The sequence below is a fragment of the Campylobacter concisus genome, from assembly GCF_003048835.2.
GTDB classification, from domain to species: domain Bacteria; phylum Campylobacterota; class Campylobacteria; order Campylobacterales; family Campylobacteraceae; genus Campylobacter_A; species Campylobacter_A concisus_D.
Genome location: NZ_CP060705.1, coordinates 1,456,873 through 1,480,960 on the forward strand (window position 1 = coordinate 1,456,873; position 24,088 = coordinate 1,480,960).

Annotated in this window: 26 protein-coding genes; 15 read left to right on the top strand and 11 right to left on the bottom strand. The window is 37.0% G+C overall.

Translation table 11 applies throughout. The annotated features are described in order from the left end of the window. Positions 1-6: 6 nt before the first annotated feature. On the bottom strand, positions 7-318 hold the full coding sequence (locus tag CVT08_RS07335; protein WP_107856038.1) for a hypothetical protein: 312 nt from the start codon (positions 316-318) through the stop codon (positions 7-9). Then, complete coding sequence (locus CVT08_RS07340; RefSeq protein WP_107856039.1) at positions 299-1,288, bottom strand: DNA cytosine methyltransferase; 990 nt, start codon at positions 1,286-1,288, stop codon at positions 299-301. Before CVT08_RS07340 ends, CVT08_RS07335 begins: the two co-directional genes overlap by 20 nt. A gap of 147 nt (positions 1,289-1,435) precedes the next feature. Here CVT08_RS07340 and CVT08_RS07345 point away from each other — a divergent pair, with 147 nt between their 5' ends. Genes CVT08_RS07345 through qatD form a run of 5 tightly spaced genes read left to right on the top strand, consistent with a single transcriptional unit; the run spans position 1,436 to position 6,260 of the window. After that, on the top strand, positions 1,436-1,636 hold the full coding sequence (locus CVT08_RS07345) for a helix-turn-helix domain-containing protein (RefSeq protein ID WP_107856040.1): 201 nt from the start codon (positions 1,436-1,438) through the stop codon (positions 1,634-1,636). An 11-nt stretch (positions 1,637-1,647) separates the two neighbouring features. After that, positions 1,648-3,468: a KAP family P-loop NTPase fold protein gene (locus tag CVT08_RS07350; protein ID WP_107856041.1), complete on the top strand. Its 1,821-nt coding sequence runs from the start codon at positions 1,648-1,650 to the stop codon at positions 3,466-3,468. Positions 3,469-3,485: 17 nt separating this feature from the next. After that, positions 3,486-4,253, top strand: a complete 768-nt coding sequence (locus CVT08_RS07355) for a hypothetical protein (RefSeq protein WP_046159430.1) — start codon at positions 3,486-3,488, stop codon at positions 4,251-4,253. Further along, positions 4,250-5,536 carry a Qat anti-phage system QueC-like protein QatC gene (qatC, locus tag CVT08_RS07360; RefSeq protein WP_107856042.1) on the top strand — a complete coding sequence of 429 codons (1,287 nt, stop codon included), beginning with the start codon at positions 4,250-4,252 and terminating at the stop codon, positions 5,534-5,536. The genes CVT08_RS07355 and qatC overlap by 4 nt, the downstream gene beginning before the upstream one ends. After that, positions 5,529-6,260 (top strand): Qat anti-phage system TatD family nuclease QatD, encoded by a 732-nt coding sequence (qatD, locus tag CVT08_RS07365; RefSeq protein ID WP_107856043.1) that lies wholly within the window; start codon positions 5,529-5,531, stop codon positions 6,258-6,260. Before qatC ends, qatD begins: the two co-directional genes overlap by 8 nt. Before the next feature lie 691 nt (positions 6,261-6,951). On the opposite strand, the gene CVT08_RS07370 is transcribed toward qatD, so the two are convergent. The 6 genes from CVT08_RS07370 to mscL all read right to left on the bottom strand — a co-directional run bounded on the left by CVT08_RS07370 (position 6,952) and on the right by mscL (position 12,267). After that, the gene (locus tag CVT08_RS07370; RefSeq protein WP_107856044.1) at positions 6,952-7,752 is read right to left on the bottom strand and encodes a phosphatidylserine decarboxylase; all 801 of its coding nucleotides are present in this window, start codon (positions 7,750-7,752) and stop codon (positions 6,952-6,954) included. Position 7,753: 1 nt separating this feature from the next. Continuing rightward, entirely contained in the window at positions 7,754-8,866 is a 1,113-nt protein-coding gene (locus CVT08_RS07375) for a metallophosphoesterase (RefSeq protein ID WP_107856045.1), read from the bottom strand. A 186-nt stretch (positions 8,867-9,052) separates the two neighbouring features. Next, on the bottom strand, positions 9,053-10,420 hold the full coding sequence (locus tag CVT08_RS07380) for a multiheme c-type cytochrome (protein WP_107856046.1): 1,368 nt from the start codon (positions 10,418-10,420) through the stop codon (positions 9,053-9,055). A gap of 9 nt (positions 10,421-10,429) precedes the next feature. Next, positions 10,430-11,002 (bottom strand): cytochrome c3 family protein, encoded by a 573-nt coding sequence (locus CVT08_RS07385; RefSeq protein WP_087581080.1) that lies wholly within the window; start codon positions 11,000-11,002, stop codon positions 10,430-10,432. Positions 11,003-11,122: 120 nt separating this feature from the next. Then, complete coding sequence (locus CVT08_RS07390; protein ID WP_107856047.1) at positions 11,123-11,761, bottom strand: Crp/Fnr family transcriptional regulator; 639 nt, start codon at positions 11,759-11,761, stop codon at positions 11,123-11,125. A gap of 98 nt (positions 11,762-11,859) precedes the next feature. After that, the gene (mscL, locus tag CVT08_RS07395; protein ID WP_107856048.1) at positions 11,860-12,267 is read right to left on the bottom strand and encodes a large-conductance mechanosensitive channel protein MscL; all 408 of its coding nucleotides are present in this window, start codon (positions 12,265-12,267) and stop codon (positions 11,860-11,862) included. A gap of 147 nt (positions 12,268-12,414) precedes the next feature. Between mscL and gltX the strand changes: the two genes are divergently transcribed. Genes gltX through CVT08_RS07410 form a run of 3 tightly spaced genes read left to right on the top strand, consistent with a single transcriptional unit; the run spans position 12,415 to position 15,627 of the window. Further along, entirely contained in the window at positions 12,415-13,710 is a 1,296-nt protein-coding gene (gene gltX / locus CVT08_RS07400; protein WP_107856049.1) for a glutamate--tRNA ligase, read from the top strand. A gap of 8 nt (positions 13,711-13,718) precedes the next feature. After that, positions 13,719-14,012: a YggT family protein gene (locus CVT08_RS07405; protein ID WP_107856050.1), complete on the top strand. Its 294-nt coding sequence runs from the start codon at positions 13,719-13,721 to the stop codon at positions 14,010-14,012. Then, complete coding sequence (locus CVT08_RS07410; RefSeq protein WP_107856051.1) at positions 13,990-15,627, top strand: lytic transglycosylase domain-containing protein; 1,638 nt, start codon at positions 13,990-13,992, stop codon at positions 15,625-15,627. Before CVT08_RS07405 ends, CVT08_RS07410 begins: the two co-directional genes overlap by 23 nt. On the opposite strand, the gene CVT08_RS07415 is transcribed toward CVT08_RS07410, so the two are convergent. Continuing rightward, positions 15,548-16,027: a hypothetical protein gene (locus tag CVT08_RS07415; protein WP_035145228.1), complete on the bottom strand. Its 480-nt coding sequence runs from the start codon at positions 16,025-16,027 to the stop codon at positions 15,548-15,550. The genes CVT08_RS07410 and CVT08_RS07415 overlap by 80 nt on opposite strands. A 122-nt stretch (positions 16,028-16,149) precedes the next feature. Between CVT08_RS07415 and mobB the strand changes: the two genes are divergently transcribed. From mobB to CVT08_RS07440, 5 genes are read left to right on the top strand one after another with little or no spacing between them, the layout of a single operon-like run. Next, complete coding sequence (gene mobB / locus CVT08_RS07420; RefSeq protein ID WP_021092954.1) at positions 16,150-16,629, top strand: molybdopterin-guanine dinucleotide biosynthesis protein B; 480 nt, start codon at positions 16,150-16,152, stop codon at positions 16,627-16,629. After that, the gene (locus tag CVT08_RS07425) at positions 16,629-17,492 is read left to right on the top strand and encodes a class 1 fructose-bisphosphatase (RefSeq protein WP_002940090.1); all 864 of its coding nucleotides are present in this window, start codon (positions 16,629-16,631) and stop codon (positions 17,490-17,492) included. The genes mobB and CVT08_RS07425 overlap by 1 nt, the downstream gene beginning before the upstream one ends. Beyond that, positions 17,492-17,710, top strand: coding sequence for a hypothetical protein (locus tag CVT08_RS07430; protein WP_103636528.1), 219 nt, complete (start codon positions 17,492-17,494; stop codon positions 17,708-17,710). The genes CVT08_RS07425 and CVT08_RS07430 overlap by 1 nt, the downstream gene beginning before the upstream one ends. A gap of 15 nt (positions 17,711-17,725) precedes the next feature. Continuing rightward, on the top strand, positions 17,726-19,648 hold the full coding sequence (metG, locus tag CVT08_RS07435; RefSeq protein WP_107856052.1) for a methionine--tRNA ligase: 1,923 nt from the start codon (positions 17,726-17,728) through the stop codon (positions 19,646-19,648). Next, positions 19,649-20,626: a ferrochelatase gene (locus tag CVT08_RS07440; protein ID WP_107856053.1), complete on the top strand. Its 978-nt coding sequence runs from the start codon at positions 19,649-19,651 to the stop codon at positions 20,624-20,626. A 33-nt stretch (positions 20,627-20,659) separates the two neighbouring features. Here CVT08_RS07440 and hcp read toward each other — a convergent pair whose 3' ends face one another. Then, the gene (hcp, locus tag CVT08_RS07445) at positions 20,660-21,988 is read right to left on the bottom strand and encodes a hydroxylamine reductase (protein WP_107856054.1); all 1,329 of its coding nucleotides are present in this window, start codon (positions 21,986-21,988) and stop codon (positions 20,660-20,662) included. Positions 21,989-22,215: 227 nt separating this feature from the next. Here hcp and CVT08_RS07450 point away from each other — a divergent pair, with 227 nt between their 5' ends. Beyond that, complete coding sequence (locus CVT08_RS07450) at positions 22,216-22,860, top strand: flagellar biosynthesis protein (RefSeq protein ID WP_107856055.1); 645 nt, start codon at positions 22,216-22,218, stop codon at positions 22,858-22,860. A gap of 56 nt (positions 22,861-22,916) precedes the next feature. Here CVT08_RS07450 and queC read toward each other — a convergent pair whose 3' ends face one another. Continuing rightward, positions 22,917-23,615, bottom strand: coding sequence for a 7-cyano-7-deazaguanine synthase QueC (gene queC / locus CVT08_RS07455; protein WP_107856056.1), 699 nt, complete (start codon positions 23,613-23,615; stop codon positions 22,917-22,919). A gap of 24 nt (positions 23,616-23,639) precedes the next feature. Between queC and ybeY the strand changes: the two genes are divergently transcribed. Further along, a complete protein-coding gene (ybeY, locus tag CVT08_RS07460) occupies positions 23,640-24,077 on the top strand; it encodes an rRNA maturation RNase YbeY (protein ID WP_107856057.1) in 438 nt (145 codons plus the stop codon). Positions 24,078-24,088: the final 11 nt, after the last annotated feature.

Below are 24,088 nucleotides of genomic sequence, written 5' to 3' on the forward strand. Positions count from 1 at the left end.
AAGGGGTTACCCGTCAGGGTACTCCTTCTTAAATGCTATATATTTAGTCAATGATAGTTTGTATGTGTGTATATATCTTTCACCAATAGGAAGTGGATATAATTGAAATGAATCCATAATTGGGTTTTTCCCGTTCTTAGAAAAACATTTTAAAAGCTGCTTACAAGCGTCTTTGTTAAATTCAGAGTCTACTGATGAAGAGATAGGAGATTCAATTAAGGCTCTATCTAACTTTTTCAATCTAGAGATAGTATCTGAAGCGACTTTGGATGAATTACCATTTTTAACCAACCAGGTTTTAAATATAGCTGTATTCATGATTTAAAGCCTCCCCCATGTTTTTAGCAATATATTGTAAAACATTAATTACAACGGAATTGCCAAATTGTTTATATGCTTGACTTGATGATGGATGAATTAAATATGAATCAGGATATCCCATAATACGAGCACATTCACGAGGGTGCAATTTCCTTGTTTTACCATTTATTAAGTATCCACCTGTTTTAGAGAAGACACCACCACCATAAGCGGACAAAGTAATCGCAATTCCTTTAGGGCTGTAAATTCTTTCACCTTGTCCACCTTTGCCAACAGTTCCTATTCTTATTGTTTTATTTGAATTTTCTTTAATTTCTATATCTCTCAGTTCCAGATCTGATCTATTTATTATAAGATTTGATACGTCTTCGTCAGGCAATAATAAGTCTTCGACAAATGTAGAAAGCTTAAAAGGCTTCGGGAAAGAGAAATTCTTAATGTTTAAATCCTTTCTAAAACAAATCATATAGATACGTTCTCTCTTTTGAGGGATGCCAAAGTCAAGAGAATTTAAGACGTCAGAGTAGAAGTCATATCCTAAATCTATCATAGTATTTCTAACAACCTTTAGTGTATTGCCATTGTCATGAGATGCAAAATTTTTAACATTTTCCATGAAAACCACTTTTGGATTTTTAGTTTTTACAATTCTAGCCACATCAAAAAACAAAGTTCCCCTGCTATCTTCAAAACCTTTTTGTTTTCCACTAATTGAAAAGGCTTGACAAGGAAAACCTGCACATAAAATATCGTGCTCAGGGATACTGTTTTCGTCAACAAGTGTAATATCACTTTCAGGCATATCTCCAAAATTCATTTGATATACTTCCTGTGCGTATTTATCCCATTCGTTGGAGTAAACACACTCAGCACCAAAGGATTCCAGTGCGAGCCTAAATCCACCTAATCCAGCGAATAAATCTATAAATTTTAAACCAGTAAGATTTTTATTTTTTACTTCAATCATAAGATACCTCCCTTTTGATAGCGCATTGCGCATTATTATTTTATATAATTATTAAGCTTCTGTCAATATAATAGTGTATAAAATTATACTAAAGTATGATATAATGAACTATAAATCTAAATAATGATTTTAATAGGGGTTATAAAGATGAAATTTAGTTATAAAAAATTGTGGAAATTATTGATAGACAAAGATATAAAGCATAAAGATTTAATCAATAAAACAGGAATTAGTAGAAGTACGTTTTATAAGTTAAAGAAAGACGAAAATGTAACGACAGATGTATTATTAAAAATATGTGAAGAACTTAACTGTGATATATCTGAAATTGTGGAATGTATAGATTAGGGAGGCGTTTTATGTGGAAAGATAGTGAAACCGAACTGGATTTTCTTGACTACGATTACTTAATACAAACGCTTCAAAGTATCATCACAGATGATTCTCTTTTACCAGCGAGTATTGGAGTATACGGTGAATGGGGGAGTGGAAAGTCAAGCTTGATGTATATGTGCAAAGAGCGTTTGATTAAGGGAGATGAAAAAATTAAATGTTTAGTATTTAATGGTTGGCTATTTGAAAATTATGAAGACGCAAAAACGGCGATATTAGGTACTATTCTTGATGAGATTAGTAAAGAAACACACTTAACTAAAAAGGCACAAGAAATTATTAAAGGGTTATATAAAAGTGTTGATAAATTTAAATTGGTAAAAGGTGCATTGAAATATGGAACTGATTTTTTAGTGACAGGAGGGATTGGCTCTTTGCTTGACATAACAATGAATCAGGTCTTGAAATATGGTCAAGAAAAAATAGAAGTCAGTGATTTAGAAAAAATTAAATCTAGTATTGAAAGCGAATTAAATAACAAAGAGTTACGTGAGGATATTAGAAAATTTCAAAAAGCATTTGCATCTTTGCTAGAAGAAACAAAAATTAGTCGTTTAGTTGTTTTTATAGATGAGTTGGATAGATGTAGACCAGATACTATTTTAGAAACGCTTGAAGCAATAAAATTATTTCTTTTTAATGGAAAAGTTGCTTTCGTTATTGGTGCTGATGAACGTCATATTTCGTATGCAGTTAAAAGTAAATTTAGAGATATAGAAGGCATTCAGATTGATATTGGGAAAGAATATCTTGAGAAATTAATACAATATCCTATTCGCATCCCACAATTAAATGCAGATGAGGTGGAAATTTATATTGCATGTTTACTTTTACAGTCGGAATTATCGGAAGAAAATTTTCAAAAGGCTCTATCATGGATAGTTGAGAAGAAAAAAGAGGATTTCGAGAGATTTAAGATCGAATCAATTATAACTTTATTTTCAGATAAAAAAGATATTTATTCAAATATTATAGAATCACTTTCTATTGCAAATCAGCTGGCATTTGTTTTATCTAATGGATTGCATGGAAACCCTCGTCAGTGTAAACGCTTCTTGAATTCCATGTATATGAGATTGCAAATGGCATCTTATAAGAATAAGAAATTGGATAGAAAAATTCTTGCAAAGATAATGATGTTGGAATATATAAAACCAAGAATTTTCAATAAAATAGCAGAGATGGCAGCGGATAATAGTTTAAGTAAAGAATTAACACTATTCGAGAATGGTACACCAGAGAATAGCGATAAGTTAAAAATTTGGAGAGAAGATAATTGGTTTTTAAATTGGTGTAAAATAGATCCTAAATTATCTGATGAAAACCTCAATACATATTTTTATTTTACAAGAACCTCATTGGATGAAAAAATTAGTCGTATATCATCTTTTCTTTCACCAGAAGCCCAAGAAATATTGGAACAACTTCTTTCAAAATCAGACGTTAAAATTCAACAAGCAATTAAATCTGTTGCAAATATATCAGATGCTGATGCGGCTGCAATTCTTGAGGCTATGAATTCTTCCATGATATCTGAAACAACAATAGCCAAAGAATTGATGAAATCATTTCTACTGTTTGCACAGCAAAGAACTGAGTTAACCAATGATACTCTCAGTTATTTACAATCACTTAGTGGCTCGCAAATTAATCTTGGTTGTATAAGTTATATAGCTGAATATGCAAATAAAATGAATAAGAAAGTAGAAATTTTAGAGATAGCATCTCAATGGGATAAGAACAAACAAGGCTTAAAAATTGGAATAGAAAAACTGTTAGAAAAATAGTATAAGAGGAGGGGCTTATGGGAACATCAAGTATTTTTAATGGTAGGAATGATAGAAATCCCTTGTTACCAGAAGATTATAACCCTAATCAAGATGAAGACACTGATGTAACGGAACCAGTTAAATGGAAGACAGTTAAGTCAGATATGTCAAAGTTTGTAAAGAGTGGTGGTACATACAGTTCCGCAAAACATATAGCAAGACAATATGTTAAAGCAGCTGGTGGAGCTAGAAGTTTGGCTTCACAGTCATACTCTGGAAGGAAAGCTGGAGGAAATCTGGGGAACTTTTTTAATGGTATTGTCACTAATGGCGTGAAGGTAACTTTTAAAAATCTCGGAATTGAATACGAAGGTAAATCTGTAGAGGCGATTTTTTCTAGGTTAGTAGATGTAATTGCACCTAATTCAAGCACTAAAGAAGATATTGTGGCTAAGGAAGCTACACAAGCAGCTCTATCTAAAGTATTTGATTATGTTGAAAATAATTCGATGGATATAGACTCTCTAAATAATATGTCAATTGAATTAATGCATGAAGCCTTAAAAGAATACGTTGGTGCATATATTTGGATTACAATGATGAAAGACTTAGGTAGTCGTTTAGAAATGTATATAACAAATGCAGATGATTCATATGCTACGGAATGCGAATTTAAAGATATGATTATGGGAATTGTAGATGTTGAGTTTAATAAGCAAGGTAATATAATAAATAAAAATATTTCGTCTACGATTAGAGATATGCATGAATGCTGTTTGAAAGTTATGGAGGGAATCTTATGAAAATAGTTTGTCACATAAATAAAACAGATACTTTTGAAGTTGATGAACAAGCAATAAATGTTGATTTTTTCGACTCCAATTCTTTTTCATATACATTTTGGAAGAATAAAAACAAGTTACCGTATTGGTACAGTCAACAAGCGTTAGATTTGCTTTACATTTCTATGGCTGTTTTTGCGGCGGATAGATTATGTTTAAGAAAAGATGTGCATGATGGATGGAGTAGAGAATTCTCTATATACATGCCTATTTTAGAATATGATATGTGGCAAAATGCAAAATCAACACTTGAGGAAATGTTGAATTTTTTAAGCGGCGATAAATGGACTTTTATTTTTAGAAGAAGAGAGCAATCTGAAGAGGAAAAGATAAACAACAATAAATGGGAAAAATCAAAGCAAAAAATAAAAAGTTATGATCAAATTTGTATGTTTTCAGGCGGAATGGATTCGTTTATTGGTGCAATAGATTTGTTGGAAAGTAATAGTGATAAAACATTATTTGTGAGCCATTATGGTGGCGGGAAAGGAACAAAGGAATTTCAAGATATTCTTAAAGAAAAGTTTATTAATCAGTATTCATTAGAATTAAGAGATTTCCATCAGTATTATGCAAAGGTTGTGTCAGGTATTGAAGATACTACAAGAACACGTTCCTTCATGTTTTTCTCTCACGCATTAGCAGTTGCATCATGTTTGAGAAAGAAAGTTCATTTGGTTATACCAGAAAATGGTTTTATTTCATTAAATATTCCTAGCACATTTTCTCGAATAGGTACAAGTAGCACAAGAACAACACACCCACATTATATGGGCTTGTTTCAAAAGTTGTTAGATTTAATTGAATTAAAAGTAACGTTAGTTAATCCGTATCAATTTAAAACAAAAGGTGAAATGTTGTTGAACTGCAAAAATCAATCTTTTGTTAGAGAAAATTTGGATAATACTATGTCCTGTTCACATCCGGATAATGGTAGAATGCAAAAAGAAAAGGAAGCTAGGCATTGTGGTTACTGTTTACCGTGCGTAATAAGACAAGCAGCAATCGTGCGTGCAGGCATTATAGATCAAAGTTCATATAGGGATAATAAATTTAATGGAGGCAAGGTTTCTAGAACTTGTTTAAATTCGTATCGTTTAGGATTAAGAAAATTTAATCCTAAATACGCTTTTATGACAATTCAATCTAGTGGCTCTATAGAGAATAATATTGAAGATTATGCAAATCTGTATATTAGAGGTATGGAGGAATTAAAAACATATTTGGAGGAATTGGATGACTAACTTTTATATGGATATGCATATGCACTTTGACCTATACAAAAATAAATATGAAGTTTTGAAATATATTGAAGATAAGAAGTCTTATACTCTTGCAGTAACCAACCTACCAGATTTGTATAGGAAATACTATGCCGAGAATTGGGATTATAAATATGTAAGATTAGCATTAGGTTTTCATCCAGAGTTGGCCGCACAATATTATGCTCAAATTAATATTTTTGAAAAATATATTAAAACGACACGTTATATTGGAGAAATTGGGTTAGATTATTCTGCCCAAAATATAGAAAATGTAGATAAGCAAAAAGAAGTATTTAAAAAAATTGTTGATTTATGTAAAGCTGATAACAAAAAGATAATAAGTGTTCATACAAGAAAGGCAGAAAATGACTGTTTGAAAATTCTTGATGGATTTGAGGGAAAAGTAATATTGCATTGGTACACTGGTAATTTAAGTAATTTAAAAATTGCAATATCGAGAGGTTATTTTTTCTCCATAAATCAACAAATGATAAAGAGTAAAAATGGGAGAACTATTATTGATATGATTCCAATAGATAGAATACTCCTTGAAAGCGATGCACCCTTTACCGAGGGACTTCATACAACTTATAATATATCTTTTATGAATGATATTATTGAATATTTAAGCGTTAGTAAAAATTTAGAGAAACAGTTTATTTGCACAAAACTAAAAGAAAATTTTAAAACAATTATTCTGTAATTTCATAGAAAAACTTACTTTTCCATTTCTTTATTCATTTATTTCTAACTGTGGCTATTAAAAATAATATTGGATTTTTAGGGAAAATGGATATATAAAGCAAGTATGTTCTAACAAGTTGGATTATTGGAAAATTAAGGAATAGTTTTATGCTTGCAATATGCTTGCAAAAAAATCGGATAAACAGAAATAAAATGGATAATAAGGCTAAATCCGATAACAAAAACCTTGATTTTATGCCATTTATATAAAATAAAATCAATGGACATATCGAGTGGGAGTAAGAACCTCTTAAATAAAGCTGGCCGATATATGATATCTTACGCCAGCTTTAATCCTAAAATCAAAATATAAAATTAGCTCTAAATAAATAACAAAAGAACACGCTTAATTTATATACATTTCTTGTTTTGAAATACAAGAAAAAAGTAAAGTTACACAATAAAGTGCCCTCTGGATATAGGCAAATACAGCACCTCCTCCTAGCTTTTTTAAGTAAATTTGCAGATATCATAGACGGTCATAAAAAATTTATGAGCTAAAAACATTTTGCATCATCTTATAAATATCACTTAAAATATTATGCAAGTATCAAAAAATGTTTTTCTAAATTTATGCGTTTTTACAAAAACACCAAACACTTTTTGTTTTATTAATAAGTTTAAACCAAGTTTTTAAATTGGCTGTAAATTTATATTTCTCTGATCCTACCTATAGCTTCAGCAAATTTAAGCTCTTTGTTTTCAAAGAGATTGTACTCGATCGCATCTTTTTCGCTAAGTATGACGATAGTTGAGCCAAGCTCGAAATTTCCAAGGCGCTCACCCTTTTTGATATGTAAATTTTCATACTCATAAATTTGCGTAAAATTTGCCATCGCATTTGTTTGAATGCGCTCATCAAAGCTAAATTTCATCTTGCCAACGTTTAGCGCACCAACGAAGACTAGCCAAAGTTTTTTGCCATTTTTCATCTCGCAAAGTAGCGCCACACGCTCGTTTTTAGTATAAAGGCTATCGACCTTGCCAAGCCATTTTACTGCCACACTGTAAAGCTTACCAGGGATATAGACCGCTTTTTTTATCGTAATGTCGCAAGGTGCATGATAATGATGGTAGTCTCTTGGGCTAAGATAGATGTTTGCAAAGTCAAACTCGCCTTCAAGCTCGCCCTGCCCCAAAAGCTCCTTCACGCCGTAGCTCATGCCCTTTATACTAAAGGCTTTTAGCTCGCTTGTGCTACCAAAACTAAGGCAGGTGCCATCAACTGGGCTAATAAATATCTCGTCTGCTGCGTCAAATTCCCTTGGTTTTATAAGCTCTCTGGTAAAAAGCTCGTTTAAATTTTTATACTCATTTGCCGGCTTAAACTCACTCATATCGATCTTAAAAAGCTTTACGTAAAAGGAGTTGATGAGCTCTTGAAGCGGTTTGAAAAAATTTAATTTTGCAACTTTACCAAAAATTTGAGAAAAGAGATTGTCCTTGTTCATTTTATTCCTTGCTTAAATTTAAAATAGCGATCTCACTTGGAGCAAAGATCCTAACTGGAGGTCCCCAAAATCCTGCGCCACTACTAACATAAGCTTGCATTTTATCATTAATCTTATAAAGCCCATGTAAAAAACCTTGATCCAGCAAAACTAAGAGGCTAAAAGGGAAAATTTGTCCAGCATGCGTGTGACCACAAAGGACTAGATCGACATCTTTTTGCATAGTTTTTATAAATTTTGGCTGATGAGAGAGTAGGATGGTCGGCAAATTTGGGTCGCATCCTGCTAGCGCTTCATCTAAATTTGGCTCTAAATTTTTAAATCTTATGCCAGCTAGATCATAAACCCCTGCCAAATTTATACCAGCTATTTTTTCATTTTTATTGCCAAGCACCCTAATGCCTAGAGCGCGAATTTTTTCTAATATCCCATCAACTCCGTGGTAGTATTCGTGATTGCCAGGGACATAAAAAGTGCCATAGGTGCTTTTAAGATTTTTTAATGGATCTAAAAAATCACCTATAAGCTCAGCTCTCATATCAACCAAGTCGCCAACTATCACCACCAGGTCTGGTCTAGCTAAATTTATCTCTTTCACAAGCTCAGCCACAAAGTCCTTTTGCAAAAACTCACCAATATGCACATCTGTTATCATGGCTATTTTTAGATCATTTTGTAAATTTTTTATTTTTATACTAATTTGTCTAATTTTTGGCGGAGTAAGTGCATTAAAAATTCCTTTTAAAAAGCAAGCAACTATAAAAACAACAAATGTCACATCAAAGCAAAATTTAATAAATTTTCGTCTTGTGGGATTAAAATGAGCTTTTGAACAAATAGATCTAACAACATCATAAAACAAACTAACACCAAATAAAAATAGTGAAAAGCCAATGAGCGTCCCTGCTATCAGATATAGCTCTATATTTAAAAAAGAAAATCTTAGTTGAAGAACAAAGACAAACTCAAGCGCACTAATAATGTAGAAGAATATGCGAATTTTTTTAAGGTGTGGGGCAAAAAAAGATACCTTTTTTATAAAACGTTTATATGAGTATAAATTTGTAAAAACACTAAAGATAAATGCCCCAATAATGATCCGAAAAAGTCCCAAAATATCTCCTTGAAAACAAAGATTATATTTTATATTTTTAAATTTACATTATAGATTTTATTGATTTTATAATTTAAATTTACAGAAACGGTTGTTAAAAGGTATTTGCTTTAGGATAATAACTAAAAGATAAAATTTTGGAATTTAAAAATAAAAAGGTGGGAAAAACTCCCACCTTAAAAAGCATTACTCTACTTTACCAGATTCCATTCTTTTTTTGTAGATCTTGCGAAGTTTTCTTATATCATTTTTAACTTCGAATACACCATGCCAGTGTGAGTAGTCAGGGCCACCCATTAGAGCGCCTTGTCTCATACGACGACCTTCATGGTGCCACATATGATAATAGACATCTTGGAATTCATCTGACCAAGCATCTTCTAGTAGTAGGTTTTTAGCTTTCAACTCTTCAAGCATCTTAGTTGCTTCAGCGCTATAAACGTTATAAAGCTCTACTTGCTTATCACCCATAATGAAGAAGTTATCTGTATGAGTTGATGTATGGCAAGCTTTACAAACTAGCTTCATCTCAGCTCTTGCTGCTTCTGGTCCATTTGGATGACCTGCAAGTGGCGTTCCTATGGTTAGTTTGCCAGTTTTTTCGTAAACAACAGCAGCTTGTTCATCACCAGCTGTTCTTAGCTTACTGCTGACGCCCCATAGGTTCCATTTTAGTCTTCTTGAAACATTGTGAGTTGTTGTTGTTTCACCAACACCACTCATGTGGCAAGCTGCACAAGTTGGAGCTCTAAAGTCTGGTACATCCCATGTATCAGGAGCAGCATCAAAATTCCATTTGTGAGCTTCGCTATTATAGATATGTCCGTGCATTGAGTTGTTAAAGATCTCGATATCTGGGTGATCAGGTCCAAGGTGGCAAGATGCACAAGCAGCTGGTTTTCTAGCTTCAGCTATGCTAAATGTGTGTGCGCTGTGGCATGATTTACAGTTACCTACGCCACCATCAGGATAAACATTACCTATACCGTAGTTTGGCCAAGTCTCTTTTGTAGGTTTGTGATCAGCGTCTAGTTTGATGACGGTTCCGTGGCACTGTGTACAACCAGTAGCGTCTGGAGCCATTTTGTATTCTGGATGATCCATACCTTCATAGTGATACATTAGTTTTACCATCGCAGGGTTAGCATACATTTGCATAGCACCTCTTGCGTGACCACTCTTAACAGATTCTTCAACCTCATTTTCGTGACACTTAGCACAAGTTTTTGGGCTAACTAGCATTGAAACATGGTTGTTAGAATCTTTTGGATGCACCTTAACTGAAGCCATAGGATTATCTGCATTTACAGAGTGGCAATCCATACAACTTACGCCAACGTGAGCGTGGCGACTATTTTTCCAATCGGCAACTATGCCGGGTGTCTCTTTAGCGTGGCACTCAACACAGCTTTTTGATAAGTCTGACATTTTGTGAGCAACTTTAATGTTTTTTACAACATTAAGGTTTAAAGCGTCAGATTTATTTGCATCCATGTTTGCGGCAAAGCCAAAAGACATTAGACAGGCTAATAACATTAGCGACTTTTTAAACATCTCTCCTCCTTACTTGGTTTTATTGTTTTCTTGTTTTTTAATTGCTTCAAATTTATCGATTTGTAGTCCTAAATTCTTGTGACCAACATGCTCGTGGCAGTCAACACATGATTTTTTATTAGGATTTCCAAGAACGAAATAATCTCTATGTGGCAAGAATGATTTACCAGCTTGAATAACATTTTTTAAATTTGAGTGGCAAGTCATACAACCACTATCATAGACAAAGTGAGATGCATGCTCGCGTTTTTTACGCCAGTCGATCTTGTCTGTATCTGTAAAAAATGTCTTATAGCCATCATTTATCGATACTTTAAGTTTTGTAAGCACATAGGTATAGGCACTTGTATGATTTAGGTGACAGGCTGAACATTCAGCTTTTATGCCAAGCTTGTTATTGCCGCCGTGCGCGTCTTCATGATATGCAGCATTCATAGGATCCATCGTGTGGCAAATGGTACAGATGTAGCCGCTACCAGTCGCGTGAAGTGCATCAGCTATGCCCATAGAAGCGATAAGGCCGATTACGATGCCTATTATCACAGATGACCAAACAAAAAATTTCTTCTTAACTTCAGCCAAAATTTCCTCCTGAATTTATCAATATATCGTAAATTTTTACGAAAATTTTAGACGAATACTATCCAAAAATATATAAATTTTTTCTTTAAGTAAATGAAAATATTTATTTGATATTAACTTTCAATAAGAATAAATTTCTTGTAGCCCACCTACATTTTTTTCTAGAATTTGGTTCTTCTCATCAAGTTTGACTAAACCATTTGTTTTAAATTTATTTAAAATTCTCGAAAAAGTTTCTGGAGTCATATTAAGTATTGATGAAATTTTTGTATGCTTTAGCTCATTAAATAGATCTTCGTGATTTAAAATGAACCTAGCCACCTTCTCTTCGGAGCTTAGTATTAGTTCTTGGTGGAGTAAATTTGTTGTTATTCTTATCTTTTGAGCCATTGATTTTAGAAATTTCATGCAAATTTCTGGCTTTGTTAAAAATTGTGATTCAAATTTTTCATAATTTATCTTTAAAACCTCGCCAGAGATAGTAAAAATGGCGCTTGCTGGATAAGGGATATTTTCAAAATTTACAACTTCAGCTACAAAATTCATAGGTGCAAGCTGATGGATAAAAATTTCCTTGCCATTTGCCGTAGTTTTATAAAGCTTAACTGAGCCAGTTATCAAAAACGTAAGCCACTTTGGCTCCTCGCCTTCTATAAATAAAAACTCGCCTTTTTTGTATTTTTTAACAACACTGATTGCTTCAAGTTTGGCTAAGTCCTCTGCGTCAAGGCCTTGGAAAAATGGGATTTGTTCTATCATATTTTACTCGCTTTTAAGATGAAAAAGCATTTTAGCATAAAAAATAGGACAAAATTTAACGGATTTCAAAGGGAGCTTTCTCCCTTTGATTAAAGAAATTATTTTTTTAGAAGGTCTCTGATCTCAGTCAGAATTGCTATATCAGCTGGAGTTTCAGGCTCTGCAGGAGCTGCCTCTTCTTCTTTTGGTAGTTTATTTTTAAGTGTATTTAAAGCTTTGATGACGCAAAAAATACAAAACGCAATGATTAAGAAATCAACCATTGTTTGTATAAATGAGCCATAGTTTATCGTAACAGCTGGCGCGCCTTCTACTGCTTCTTTTAGTGTTAGCTTAAGATCAGTGAAATTTACACCGCCTGTTATAGCGCCAACTACTGGCATGATAATATCGCCAACTAGTGATGAGACAATCTTTCCAAATGCTCCACCGATAACAACACCAACTGCCATATCTATGACATTTCCGCGCATCGCAAATTCTTTAAATTCACTGATAAAACTCATTGCTTTCTCCTATAAATAGTTAAATTTTCGTGCGGATTTTATAAAAACTATGCTTTGCTTAGCCTAAAAATTTAAAATTACATAACTTTAAATTTATCAAGCTAGTGTTATAATCCAAACTTCAAATTTAACGTAAGGAATGAGCTTATGTATCGTTTTGCACCCTCTCCAACAGGAGATATGCACATAGGAAATTTACGTGCTGCTATTTTCAACTATATTTGTTCTTTGCAAGATAAAAGTGGCTTTATTTTACGCATAGAAGATACCGACAAAGAGCGAAATATAGAGGGAAAAGAGAAAGATATCTTAGAAATTTTAAGCAAATTTGGCATAAAACCAGAGCAAATTTACATCCAAAGTGAAAATTTAAAATTCCACAGACAGCTTGCATCAAAGCTTCTCATCGACAAAAAAGCCTTTGCTTGCTTTTGCACTGAAGAAGAGCTAGAAGCTAAAAAGCAAAAAGCAAAAGAGCAAGGCGTGGCATATAGATATGACGGCACCTGCGAGAGGCTAAGCGACGCTGAAGTTTTAAACTGCGAGAAGCCATTTGTTATCCGCATGAAAAAACCAACACGCACGATGAGCTTTACAGATGCGATCAAAGGCGAGCTAAGCTTCGAGCCAGACGCAGTTGATAGCTTTGTCATCATGAGAGCGGATAAGACTCCAACTTATAACTTCGCCTGCGCGATTGATGATATGCTAGAAGGCGTGACCTTTGTCATACGCGGCGAGGATCATGTGAGCAACACACCAAAGCAAGACCTCATACGCGAGGGGCTTGGCTACACTGGCAAGATGAACTACGCGCATTTGCCTATCCTTTTAAATATAGAGGGCAAAAAAATGAGCAAACGCGAGAACGAATCAAGCGTAAAATGGCTCTTTGAGCAGGGTTTTTTGCCTGAGGCGATCGCAAACTATCTGATACTTCTTGGCAACAAAACTCCAACTGAAATTTTTACGATAGAAGAGGCAGTGAAGTGGTTTGATATAACTAAAATTTCACGCTCACCCGCTAGATTTGACGTGAAAAAGCTTGAACAGATAAATAGAGAACACATCAAACTTGCCTCAAAAGAGCGCATAAAAGAGATCTTTGGCGTGGATGAGAGCAAGGTTGAGCTGGTTAAATTTTACACTCAAGAAAGCTCGCTAGTGCCTGAGATAAAGGCAAAAGTTGAGGCTATTTACTCACCAAAAATAGCTCCAGATGAGTATAAAAACGAATTTGAGATCATAAAAGAAGCAGCTCGTAATTTAAAAGCGTGCGAAACATTTGATGAGTTTAAAAAAGAGCTTATGAGCGCTACAAATTTAAAAGGTAAAAACTTTTTCATGCCGCTACGTGCGCTTCTTACAAACGACCTTCATGGCCCTGAGCTAAGTGAGCTCTATCCGCTCATCAAAGATGATCTAGGCAAAATTTTAATCTAGGAGCAAAAATGATACTTTCGACACTATTTACAGCGATCGCAAACATCTTAAGCATCATCGTCAATGTCTATACTTGGGTCGTCATCGCAGCAGCGCTTGTTAGCTGGGTCAAGCCTGATCCTAGCTCGCCGATCGTGCAACTACTTTACAGACTGACTGATCCTATTTATAGCTTCATTAGACGCTATATAAAAACAGAATTTAACGGCATCGACTTTGCCCCACTCATCGTGCTTTTGGCACTTCAATTTTTAAGTCAATTTCTAATAAGGCTTTTATTTGTTTTTGCTGCGTCACTTTAGTATCCTCTCTTTAGCCTGCGTTGCTCTTTTAGCTAAAATTTACACCTACGAGGAGCTAAAAAAAGAGCCAAAAAGCCTTGCAAAAGACTACTATATAAACCGCCTCATCAACGAAGGTAGCTACACAAAAGAGCAGATAGCTGAGCTTTCACGCGACGTTTTTAGAAAAAGTGGCTTAGTTCAAAAATCAATCAATAAAATTTTACCTCCAAAAGCAGCCCCTAGCAAATGTCCTGGCATAAACGCAAGCAACATCACAAGTGCTAGCTTGGCTTGCCAAAATTTACTAACAACGATGAGTTTTTCTCTAAAGCTTGATAGCAAAACTCGTGAAATTTTAGCGGCAAATCTTGCAAGCACAAACCCGGAAAAAGCTAGGATTTTACGCACTTTAAACGAGGCAAATCCTGCTCTTAGCTTTGCAAGTGCAAACGATACAAAGAGCTTTTTAGAGCTTTTTAACGCTTCAAACCCACAAAGTAAAAATGCCCTTTTTAGCGCAAGCTTTGAAGCAAATTTTATGAACAAGCTCTACATGCAAAAGGGCTTTACAAATTTATTAAACGATGTCGTGTTTAATAAAAAATATGAAAGCTTTAGAAGAAATTTACTTAGCATAGATCCAGCTGTCACTGAAAAAAGCGACGCATTTACGCTTGGACTAAACGCTATCTTGCTTAGTCAAAATGACGTTGCATTTAGTTTTTTCACAAGAGCTAAAAATACCTTTGATAGGGCTTGGCAAAGGGACAATGCAACCTTTTGGCAGTATGAGCTAAGCGGCGATGAGAGCTTTTTAAAAGAGCTAAGTGCTAGCAAAGATGCAAATATCTACTCACTTTACGCAAGAGATTTGGTCGGTGGCGAACCGCTTGAAGTGATCGTGCCAAGGCCTAGCAAGCAAAATATCGAAAATTTTGATGTAAGCGATCCATTTTTATGGAACAAAACCACGTCCCTTGCAAAGGATATGAACGCCACGCAGGCAAGCGAATTTGCGATGAGATTTTACACAAACGAAAGTATCGGCGCATATGCATACTTCATGCAAAAAGCGCATGGCTGGGAGAAGCAGTACTTTTTGATGCCAAGCTCACCAGAGCTTGAGGGCATCAGCACCGAGCGAAAGTCGATGATCTACGCACTTGCAAGGCAAGAGAGCCTCTTTATCCCAAGTGTTGTCTCAACCTCATACGCCCTTGGCATGATGCAGTTTATGCCATTTCTTGCAAATGCGATCGGTAAAAAAGAGCTAAAAATTCCAAATTTTGACCAGGACGATCTTTTTAAAACAGATGTCGCCTTTAAATTTGCAAATCACCATCTAAACTACCTTGATAAATTTCTTTTTCATCCGCTCTTTACCGCATACGCATATAACGGCGGTATCGGCTTTACAAAAAAAGTCATCACAAGAGAAGATATGTTTAAAGAGGGGAAATTTGAGCCGTTTTTATCGATCGAGCTAGTACCTGTTGCAGAGACTAGAAACTACGGCAAGAAGGTGCTTGCAAACTACGTGATCTATAGGGCGCTTAATGGTTCCAGTATAAAGATTTCGCAACTTTTCGAAAATTTAACAAAACCGGCTTTGACTGATAAATTTCGAAACTAAGCGCGAGATCGTCGCTTTGCTTACTTGGTGCGGTCACTTCATAATAGACCGCCCAAGGCATAGAAAATCCAGCAAATTTAAGCATCTCGTCACTTTCATCAAGCAGCCTTGCATTTGTGGCATTTGAGTCGCCATTTACCTTTATATTGCTCAAATTTTGCGCATGCTCTTTTGGGTTTATGGCTACTAAAAAGTGCTCTTTGCTCTCGTCTAAATTTGAGTTATATATAGGATTTAGATAGGTTGCAATTATAAGCGTTCTATCGGTGCCATCGATGATCTCGCTCTTACTTGTGTAGGCTAAAAGCTCATTTTTTAGTGGCTCATGCACGATCACTTTTTGATCAGCACAACCAAATATCATCAAAATAAATATAAAAAATAGTGTAAATTTTCTCATAAAAAACTCTTAAAACATTAATTTTTCTCGCATTTTAGCATTTTATTTTTTAAATTTCACTCATAAATTTTAAAGCCAATATGAGCTATAATCGCAAGAAATTTTAACGAAAAAAGGCTCTTATGAAAAGACTTGCCATTGCTTTTTCTGGCCCTTCAAATAGCGGAAAAACGACGCTTATCTTAAAAGTCGCAAAAAAATTTATAGATGACGGGCTAAAGGTCGTTGTAGTCAAGCACGACCCAGGCGACAAGGCCAAATTTGACGTTGAAGGCAAGGATAGCTTTAAATTTTCTCAGGCAGGAGCTGACGTAGTCGTGATGAGTCCGACTAGAACGACTTACTTTTCACAAAGCTCGCAAGGCATAGACGAGGTCATAAGGATGATCGGCGAGTTTGACATGCTCTTAGTTGAGGGGCTAAAGACACTGCCACTGCCAAGACTAAGCGTCTTTAGAGGTGAGATCGATGAAGCTTATCTTAGCTTTTCAGACGCGATCGCCACTTATAAAAAGCAGATCCCCTACGAGATAACAAATCTAAATTTAGACGATATAGACGCCATTTGTGCGTGGATAATCAAAAATGCAAAGGCTGTATAATGCAAGAACTAAACCAAATTTTTAACACCATTAAAGATATCGCAAAAGAGATAAGCGAGGTCATAAAATACGCCGATCTTGGCTACACAACTCACGAAAACGCAACTGGCGACACCCAGCTAAAGCTTGATGTAAAAAGCGACGAGATCATCACGGCTAAATTTAAGCAGCTTTCATGCGTAAAAGCGCTAATTAGCGAAGAGAAAGAGGACGAGCTTGAGATAAATAAAAATGCTAAATTTATCATCGCTTACGATCCACTTGATGGCTCAAGCTTAGTTGATGTAAATTTCGCTGTTGGTTCGATCTTTGGCATCTACGAAGACGAGGTAAAACCAGAAAATTTAATAGCCGCAGCTTACAGCATCTATGGTCCAAGACTTGAGCTGGTAATTGCCGAGAAAAAGGGCGCTTTGCCTAAATTTTATAGGCTTGGCAAAGATGGCGAGTTTAAATTTGTAAAAGAGCTTGAGCTAAAAGAAAAAGGCAAGCTAAACGCCACGGGAGCTACGCAAAAGGGCTGGAGTCAAACGCATAGAAATTTCATAAACGAGCTATTTAACGAGGGCTACAGGCTAAGATATTCAGGTGCGATGGTAAGCGACTTGCATCAAATTTTACTAAAAGGTGGCGGTCTTTTTAGCTACCCAGCAACGAGCGATCATCCAAATGGCAAGCTAAGGGTTGTCTTTGAAGTGTTGCCATTTGCCTTTATATATGAAAACGCAAAGGGCGCAACCTCAAACGGCAAAAACCAAACACTCTTTGATATAAAAATAGAAAAAATTCACCAAACTACGCCATGCTTCTTTGGTTCGCGTGATGAAATTTCACTTTTGCATAAATTTTACGAGCAAAAATAATGCAAGAAACACAAGCAAACGAGCCACTTGACGCATTTGAGCTAGCCCTAAAGCAAAAGGCAAAAGTTATGCAAGAGTGCCAAGAGCAAAAAGGTCGCAAAAGCTGTTTTAACTGCGAGGCATTTTTTGACTGCGAGACGAGAATAGAGTATGTAAATAGCTGCTACAACTCGATGTCAAAAGGCAACACCGGCAGTGACGGCGGATTTGATTTTTAAATTTAAAGGAAAAATATGAAAGAAAAAGCTTATATAACCACTCCGATTTATTACGTAAATGATGTGCCACACATCGGTCACGCCTACACGACTATCATCGCTGATACACTAGCTAGATTTAACCGCTTGCAAGGCAAAGAGACCTACTTCATGACTGGCACAGACGAGCATGGTCAAAAGATCGAGCAAGCAGCTCGCGCTAGAGGCAAGACGCCAAAAGAGTACGCTGATGAGATCAGTGCGAAATTTAGATCGCTTTGGGATGAATTTGAGATAAGCTACGACCATTTTATAAGGACAACCGACGAAGAGCATAAGCAAACCGTGCAAAATGTCTTTGAAAAGATGCAAGCAAACGGCGATATCTACAAGGGCGAGTACGAGGGCTTTTACTGCGTTAGCTGCGAGACATTTTTCAACCAAAGAGACTTGCTTGAGGACAACCGCTGTCCAGACTGCGGCCGCGTGACATCTTTAGTTAAAGAAGAGAGCTACTTTTTTAAGCTTTCAAAATATGAAGACGCTCTTTTAAAATGGTATGAAAATGACGAGCTTTGCGTCATCCCAAAGGGTAAGAAAAACGAGGTCGTAAGCTTTGTAAAAGGCGGATTAAAAGACCTCTCAGTGACAAGAACGAGCTTTGACTGGGGCATAAAGCTACCAAAGAGCGCAAACGACGACAAGCACGTTATGTACGTCTGGCTTGACGCGCTCATAAACTACTTAACAACACTAGGATACTCAAGAGATAACGCTAGAATGGACTTTTGGCCGCATACAACACACATTGTTGGCAAGGATATCTTGCGCTTTCACGCAGTTTATTGGCCGGCATTTTTGATGAGCCTTGGCTTGCCACTGCCAAAACACGTCGCAGCGCACGGCTGGTGGACGATAGATGGCGAAAAGATGAGCAAAAGCAAGGGCAACGTCATCAACCCAAGAGAGGTCGCAAACGCTTATGGACTTGAAAATTTCAGATACTTTTTGCTTAGAGAGGTGCCGTTTGGACAAGATGGCGACTACAGCCAAAAGGCCTTGATCGAGCGCATAAACTCAGAGCTTGGCAACGGACTTGGCAACTTGCTAAGCCGCATAGTAGGCATGAGCGCAAAGTATAGCGACTACAAGATCGACTCAAAAGATGTGATCAAATTTCACAAAGCCGAGCTTGATGAGGCGAAGGGCTATCTTGATGAGGCGATAAAAAATTTAGAAAATTTAGCAACAAACCGCTACTTAGAGGATCTTTGGAAGGTCGTAACGCTTGCAAACGCAGCCGTTGCGAAGTATGAGCCATGGTCGCTTGTAAAAGCTGGCAAAAGTGACGAAGCAAACGCACTTGTGGCACTTTGTGCAAATTTACTTGCAAAAGTGGCGATACTGCTTAGCCCAGCTATGCCAAAAACTTGCACTAAGATAGCTGATACGCTTGGCTTTAGCATAGATACGGCCTCTTATGAAACTCTTGTATTAAAAAATGAAATTTCAAATTTTGTGGCAAAAGCTACTGAGCCACTCTTCCCAAGGATAGAAAAAGAGCTAATGGGCGAGGCAAGAGACCTAAAAGAAGAGCCAAAAGCTGAGCCAAAAGAGGAAAAAAAAGAAGAAGGCATTATTAGCATCGATGACTTTGCCAAGATCGTAATAAAAGTAGGCGAAGTGCTCGAGTGTGAGAGAGTTGAGGGTAGCGAGAAACTGCTTAAATTTAAGATAGATCTTGGCGAGGAGCAGCCACGTCAAATTTTATCTGGCATCGCCAAATACTACGAGCCTAGCTCGCTTGTGGGCAAGCAAGTTTGCGTTTTAGCAAATTTAAAAGAGCGAACGATGATGAAAAAATATGTCTCGCAAGGCATGATCCTAAGCGCATCAGACGGCTCGCTAACGCTTCTTGGCACGCAGGGCAAGGTCAAAAACGGCGCGATCGTTGGCTAAATGACGATAGAAAATTTAACCCACATAATAAATGGACAAATTTTAAATAACCCAAGCATCTCAAGCGTGACTAGCTTCGCGTTTGAGGCTAAAAATATAAAACGAGGCTACGCTCTCATCGCCACGCAAAGCGATCAGATTGCACCTGCGATAAAGCAAGGCGCCTACGCTATTATTAGTGAAGAGGATGTCACGCCAAGCGACGAGGAGATAGCCTTTATCAAGGTAGCAAGCCTGCAAACTGCCATCATTAAGCTCATGCGCTTTGAAGCGATCCACAAAAATATCAAATTTTGCGCGGTCAATCCCTTCATAAAAGCGCTTTTAGAGAAGTCACACCTTGAAAAAAACGCCCACGTCATACCTGAAAATTTAACTGAGCTTTTTTATAAAATTTTCCATGCAAATTTGTTTGACACATTTTTTAGCGACGATACGAGGATACTTCAAAGGCTCTCGCTACTTTACGAGACGGCCTGGACTGATACAAATATAAGCGTGCTAAATCCAAGCTCGATCTTTTTTACAACGCTCATTTACGATGACAAATACTATCAAAATTTAAGCATCCCAAGGGTTTTTGCTGGGATGTTTTGCGGACTTCTTGGCTATCTTAAGAAAAATAATATCGGCTTTAAAGTAACAGAGAGTAGAATTTCATCGCACTTTGACCCAGTCTTTATCGACAAAGACTTTAAGCCAGTTGGTTTTGGTAGTAGTTTTAGAGCGGTGATAGCCGAAGAAGACGAAGAGCTATTTTTGACTGAAAGCATATTTCTAAGGCGAAATTTCAGCGAAAGCGAGCTTAAATTTTGCCTGCCAAAAGATAGCACGCTAAAGGTTGAAAACGCCATTTTTTATGAAAATTTAGACGAGATAAAAGAGCTACAAAATTTCGTCTATGCCCTTGTGCTTTGCAAAAAAGAAGATCTGCTTGATAGTCTAAGCCAAAGCAAAGAGCAAAGCGGACTCTTTTAAATTTAGGGCCAGAGCCTAAGCCCTGGCAGTTTTTTACTCACCTAAGAAGTATTTTAGATCAGCTTGAGCGTCGCCGCTAATTGGTCTAACGTTAAATTTATCCACTAAGAAATTTATGATCTCTTCATTGAAAAATTTAGGTAAGCTAGGTCCTACGTTGATATTTTTGATACCAAGGCTAAATAGCGCTAGCAAGATGATGACCGCTTTTTGCTCCATCCACATTAGCACGATAGAAACTGGTAGGTCATTTACTGCGATGCCTGTTGCCTCGCTAAGCGCAAGGGCGATTTTTACCGCGCCGTTGCTGTCGTTGCACTGACCAAGGTCGATGTAGCGTGGTAGCTCGGTGCCTAGAACGTTGCCAAAGTCAATATCGTTAAATCTAAATTTACCACAGCTTGAAGTAAGTATCACGCAGTCTTTTGGAAGGCTAGCAGCTAGCTCCCTATAGTACTCGCGTCCCTTGCCAGGCGCGTCACAGCCAGCGATCACGAAAAATCTGCGGATCTTGCCAGTGTTTATCGCATCTAAAATTTGTGGGGCTAAAGTTAGGATAGTCTTGTAGTGGCCGCCAGTTACTAGGCTCTCGTCGCTATCAAAGCCGCTAACGTCGCCACAGGCTAGTGCGCACTCGATAAGTGGAGTGAAGTCGTCGTTTTCGATGTGTTTTACGCCGTTTGTGCCTGCAATCGAGTAGCCAAATAGCCTGTCAGCGTATGTGCAGTTTGAGCGTAGTGGCACGATGCAGTTTGTTGTCATTAGTATCGCACCTTTAAATTCATTAAATAGCTTAGTTTGGTCAAACCACGCCTTGCCGATGTTGCCTTTTAGGTGGCTGTACTTGCGTAGTTCTGGGTATCCGTGAGCTGGGAGCATCTCTGAGTGAGTGTAGATATTGATGCCCTTATCTTTTGTCGCCTCAAGTAGCGCTTTTAGAGCGTGCAGGTTGTGTCCGCTTACTAAGATCGCCTTGCCCTCGACCTTGTTTTGGCTCACTCTAACTGGTGTTGGGATGCCAAATTTAGCCGTGTGAGCCTCGCTTAGTAGGTTCATCACCTCAACGCCAGCACCGCCTACTTCAAGAAGCTGCTTGATGTGCTCATCGAAGTTGAAATTTGAGTTTGTAAGCGTGAAATAAAGCGTATCAGCCATAACGCGATCAACGTTGCTAGTATCAGCGCCAAGCTCGTGTGCGTGGTGGCGGTATGCGCTAAGGCCTTTTAAGCCAAAAACCATCGTATCTTGCAAAAGTGCTAGCGTGTCACTCTTGCCACAGGTGCCCATAGGCTGGCCCTTTGCACCGCATCCATCCTCAGCGCTCATCTCGCACTGATGGCAAAACATCTTCATATCTTTCATTGTCTCTCCTTGTGAATTTAAAAATTTAAGCGGATTTTATCCTAGGTGGCTAGCTATTTTGGTTGATAGCAGTCAAGAAAAGTTAAATTTAAATTTAAATTTTAGTTATTAAATTTAAGGTTTTATGATTATGGATATCAAAATATAAATTTGAAATTTAGCACAAAGAGTTAATAAAATTTACAAAAAAAACGATTTACATTTGAAATTTATTTAAAAGGATGAAAATGAAAAATTTATTACTAGTGGTATTTGCTGCCTTTATGCTTTGTGGCTGCGCTCCAAAGGGGATATTTGTGACCTTGCCAGACGAGCAAGCACCTTCAAACATTAGCAAAAAGACAAAAATTTACATCGAAAGTGTCAAAGATGTGAGGGCTTTTGAAAACGACCCAAAACAAGCCAGCACCCCATCTTTATACAAGCACAATGTAAATGAAGTTAGCGCAAAAGAGAAACAAAAATACATCGGCAGAATGAGAAATAGCTATGGCAGAGGGCTGTGGAACGTCATTTTAGAAAATAAACAAAGAACAACTAGCGTAGTAAGGGCGCGCATAGAGGACGCCTTTAGAAGCAACGGCTTTTTGGTCGTAAAAAATGAAAATGAGATAGATAAGGATACGATAAGCGTTAATGCAAGAATAGAAAAACTTTGGACTTATATGACGCTTGGTGCGGTAAAAGTTGGTCTAAACGCTGATATAAGCACCAGTTTAAGCGTAAATAATAAAGAGCTAAGTACGGTCATAAACCGCAAAGAGGAGTACTTTTTGGTAAATCAAAATGACTATGCAAATATCATCAAAAGCTCTTTGGCTGAGTATAAAGAGAAGCTTGCAAAACAGATAAGCGAGCTAAATTTGGAGTAAATTTTAGGCTAGCTGCTAAATTTATAGTGGCTAGCTTTTAAATTTCAAGGTAAATTTCATTTTTTATAAGGGATTTTATCAACGGCGTTTGCTTTTTTAAAGCCATTTAGCCTTAGCCTGCAGCTATCACAAAGCCCGCACGCCTCGTCCTCGCTCTCGTAGCAGCTCCATGTTAGCTCTATTGGTGAATTAAGCTCAAGCGACTTTGAGACGATATCAGCCTTGCTTAAATTTACAAGCGGCGTGATGATCTCACAAGAAAAATCAGCCGACGTGCCTAAATTTATCGCCTCATTTATGCTTTTTATAAAGCTCTCTTTGCAGTCAGGATACCCAGAGCTATCCTCCTCTACCACGCCTATGTAAATCGCCTGCGCCCCCTCTTTTTCGGCAAGTGCGGCGGCGATTGAGATAAATACGCCATTTCTAAACGGCACATAGGTGTTTGGCACGTCCTTGCTAACGCCATCTTTTCTTATCTGCATGCTCGCATCAGTTAGCGAATTTCCGCCTATTTGAGCGATGAAGCTAACGTCTAAATTTATCTTTTTAACCGCGCCCAGTTGCTCACATATCTCGTCAAACGCGCGCTTTTCTCGCTTCATAGTTCTTTGTCCGTAGTCAAAATGAAGTGCGACCAAATCATATCCAGCCCTCTTTGCCATCACAGCGCAAAGCGTGCTATCCATACCGCCGCTCATTATACAAACTGCTTTTTTCATATTTTGCCCTTTAAATTTGCTAAAATTATACAAAAATTTACTAAGGACAAGCCAAAAATGATACTTTGCGAAGAGAGTTATCCTGAAATTTTAGATCAAATTTGCTCATATCTAACGCCTGGTGAAGTTGAGTTAGTTTTCATCAACAAAGATGAGATGAGAGAGCTAAACAGATCTGAGCGAGGCATAGATAAAACCACTGACGTCTTAAGCTTCCCCCTTGAGCTCATCGTCCATGCCCCACTTGGCTCGGTAGTCATAAACAAAGATATGGTAAAAGAAAAAGCAGCTGAGCTAAATCACAGCGAAGATGCCGAAACTGCGCTACTTTTCACACATGGCTTGCTGCATATCTTAGGCTTCGATCACGAAAAAGATGATGGGCAAATGAGAGAAAAAGAGTGCGAAGTGATAGCTAAATTTAACTTGCCAAAGAGCCTAATCGTAAGAAGCGAGGACGTTAGGCTAATTGATTTTATAAACAAAAAGGGCTGATAAAGCCCCTA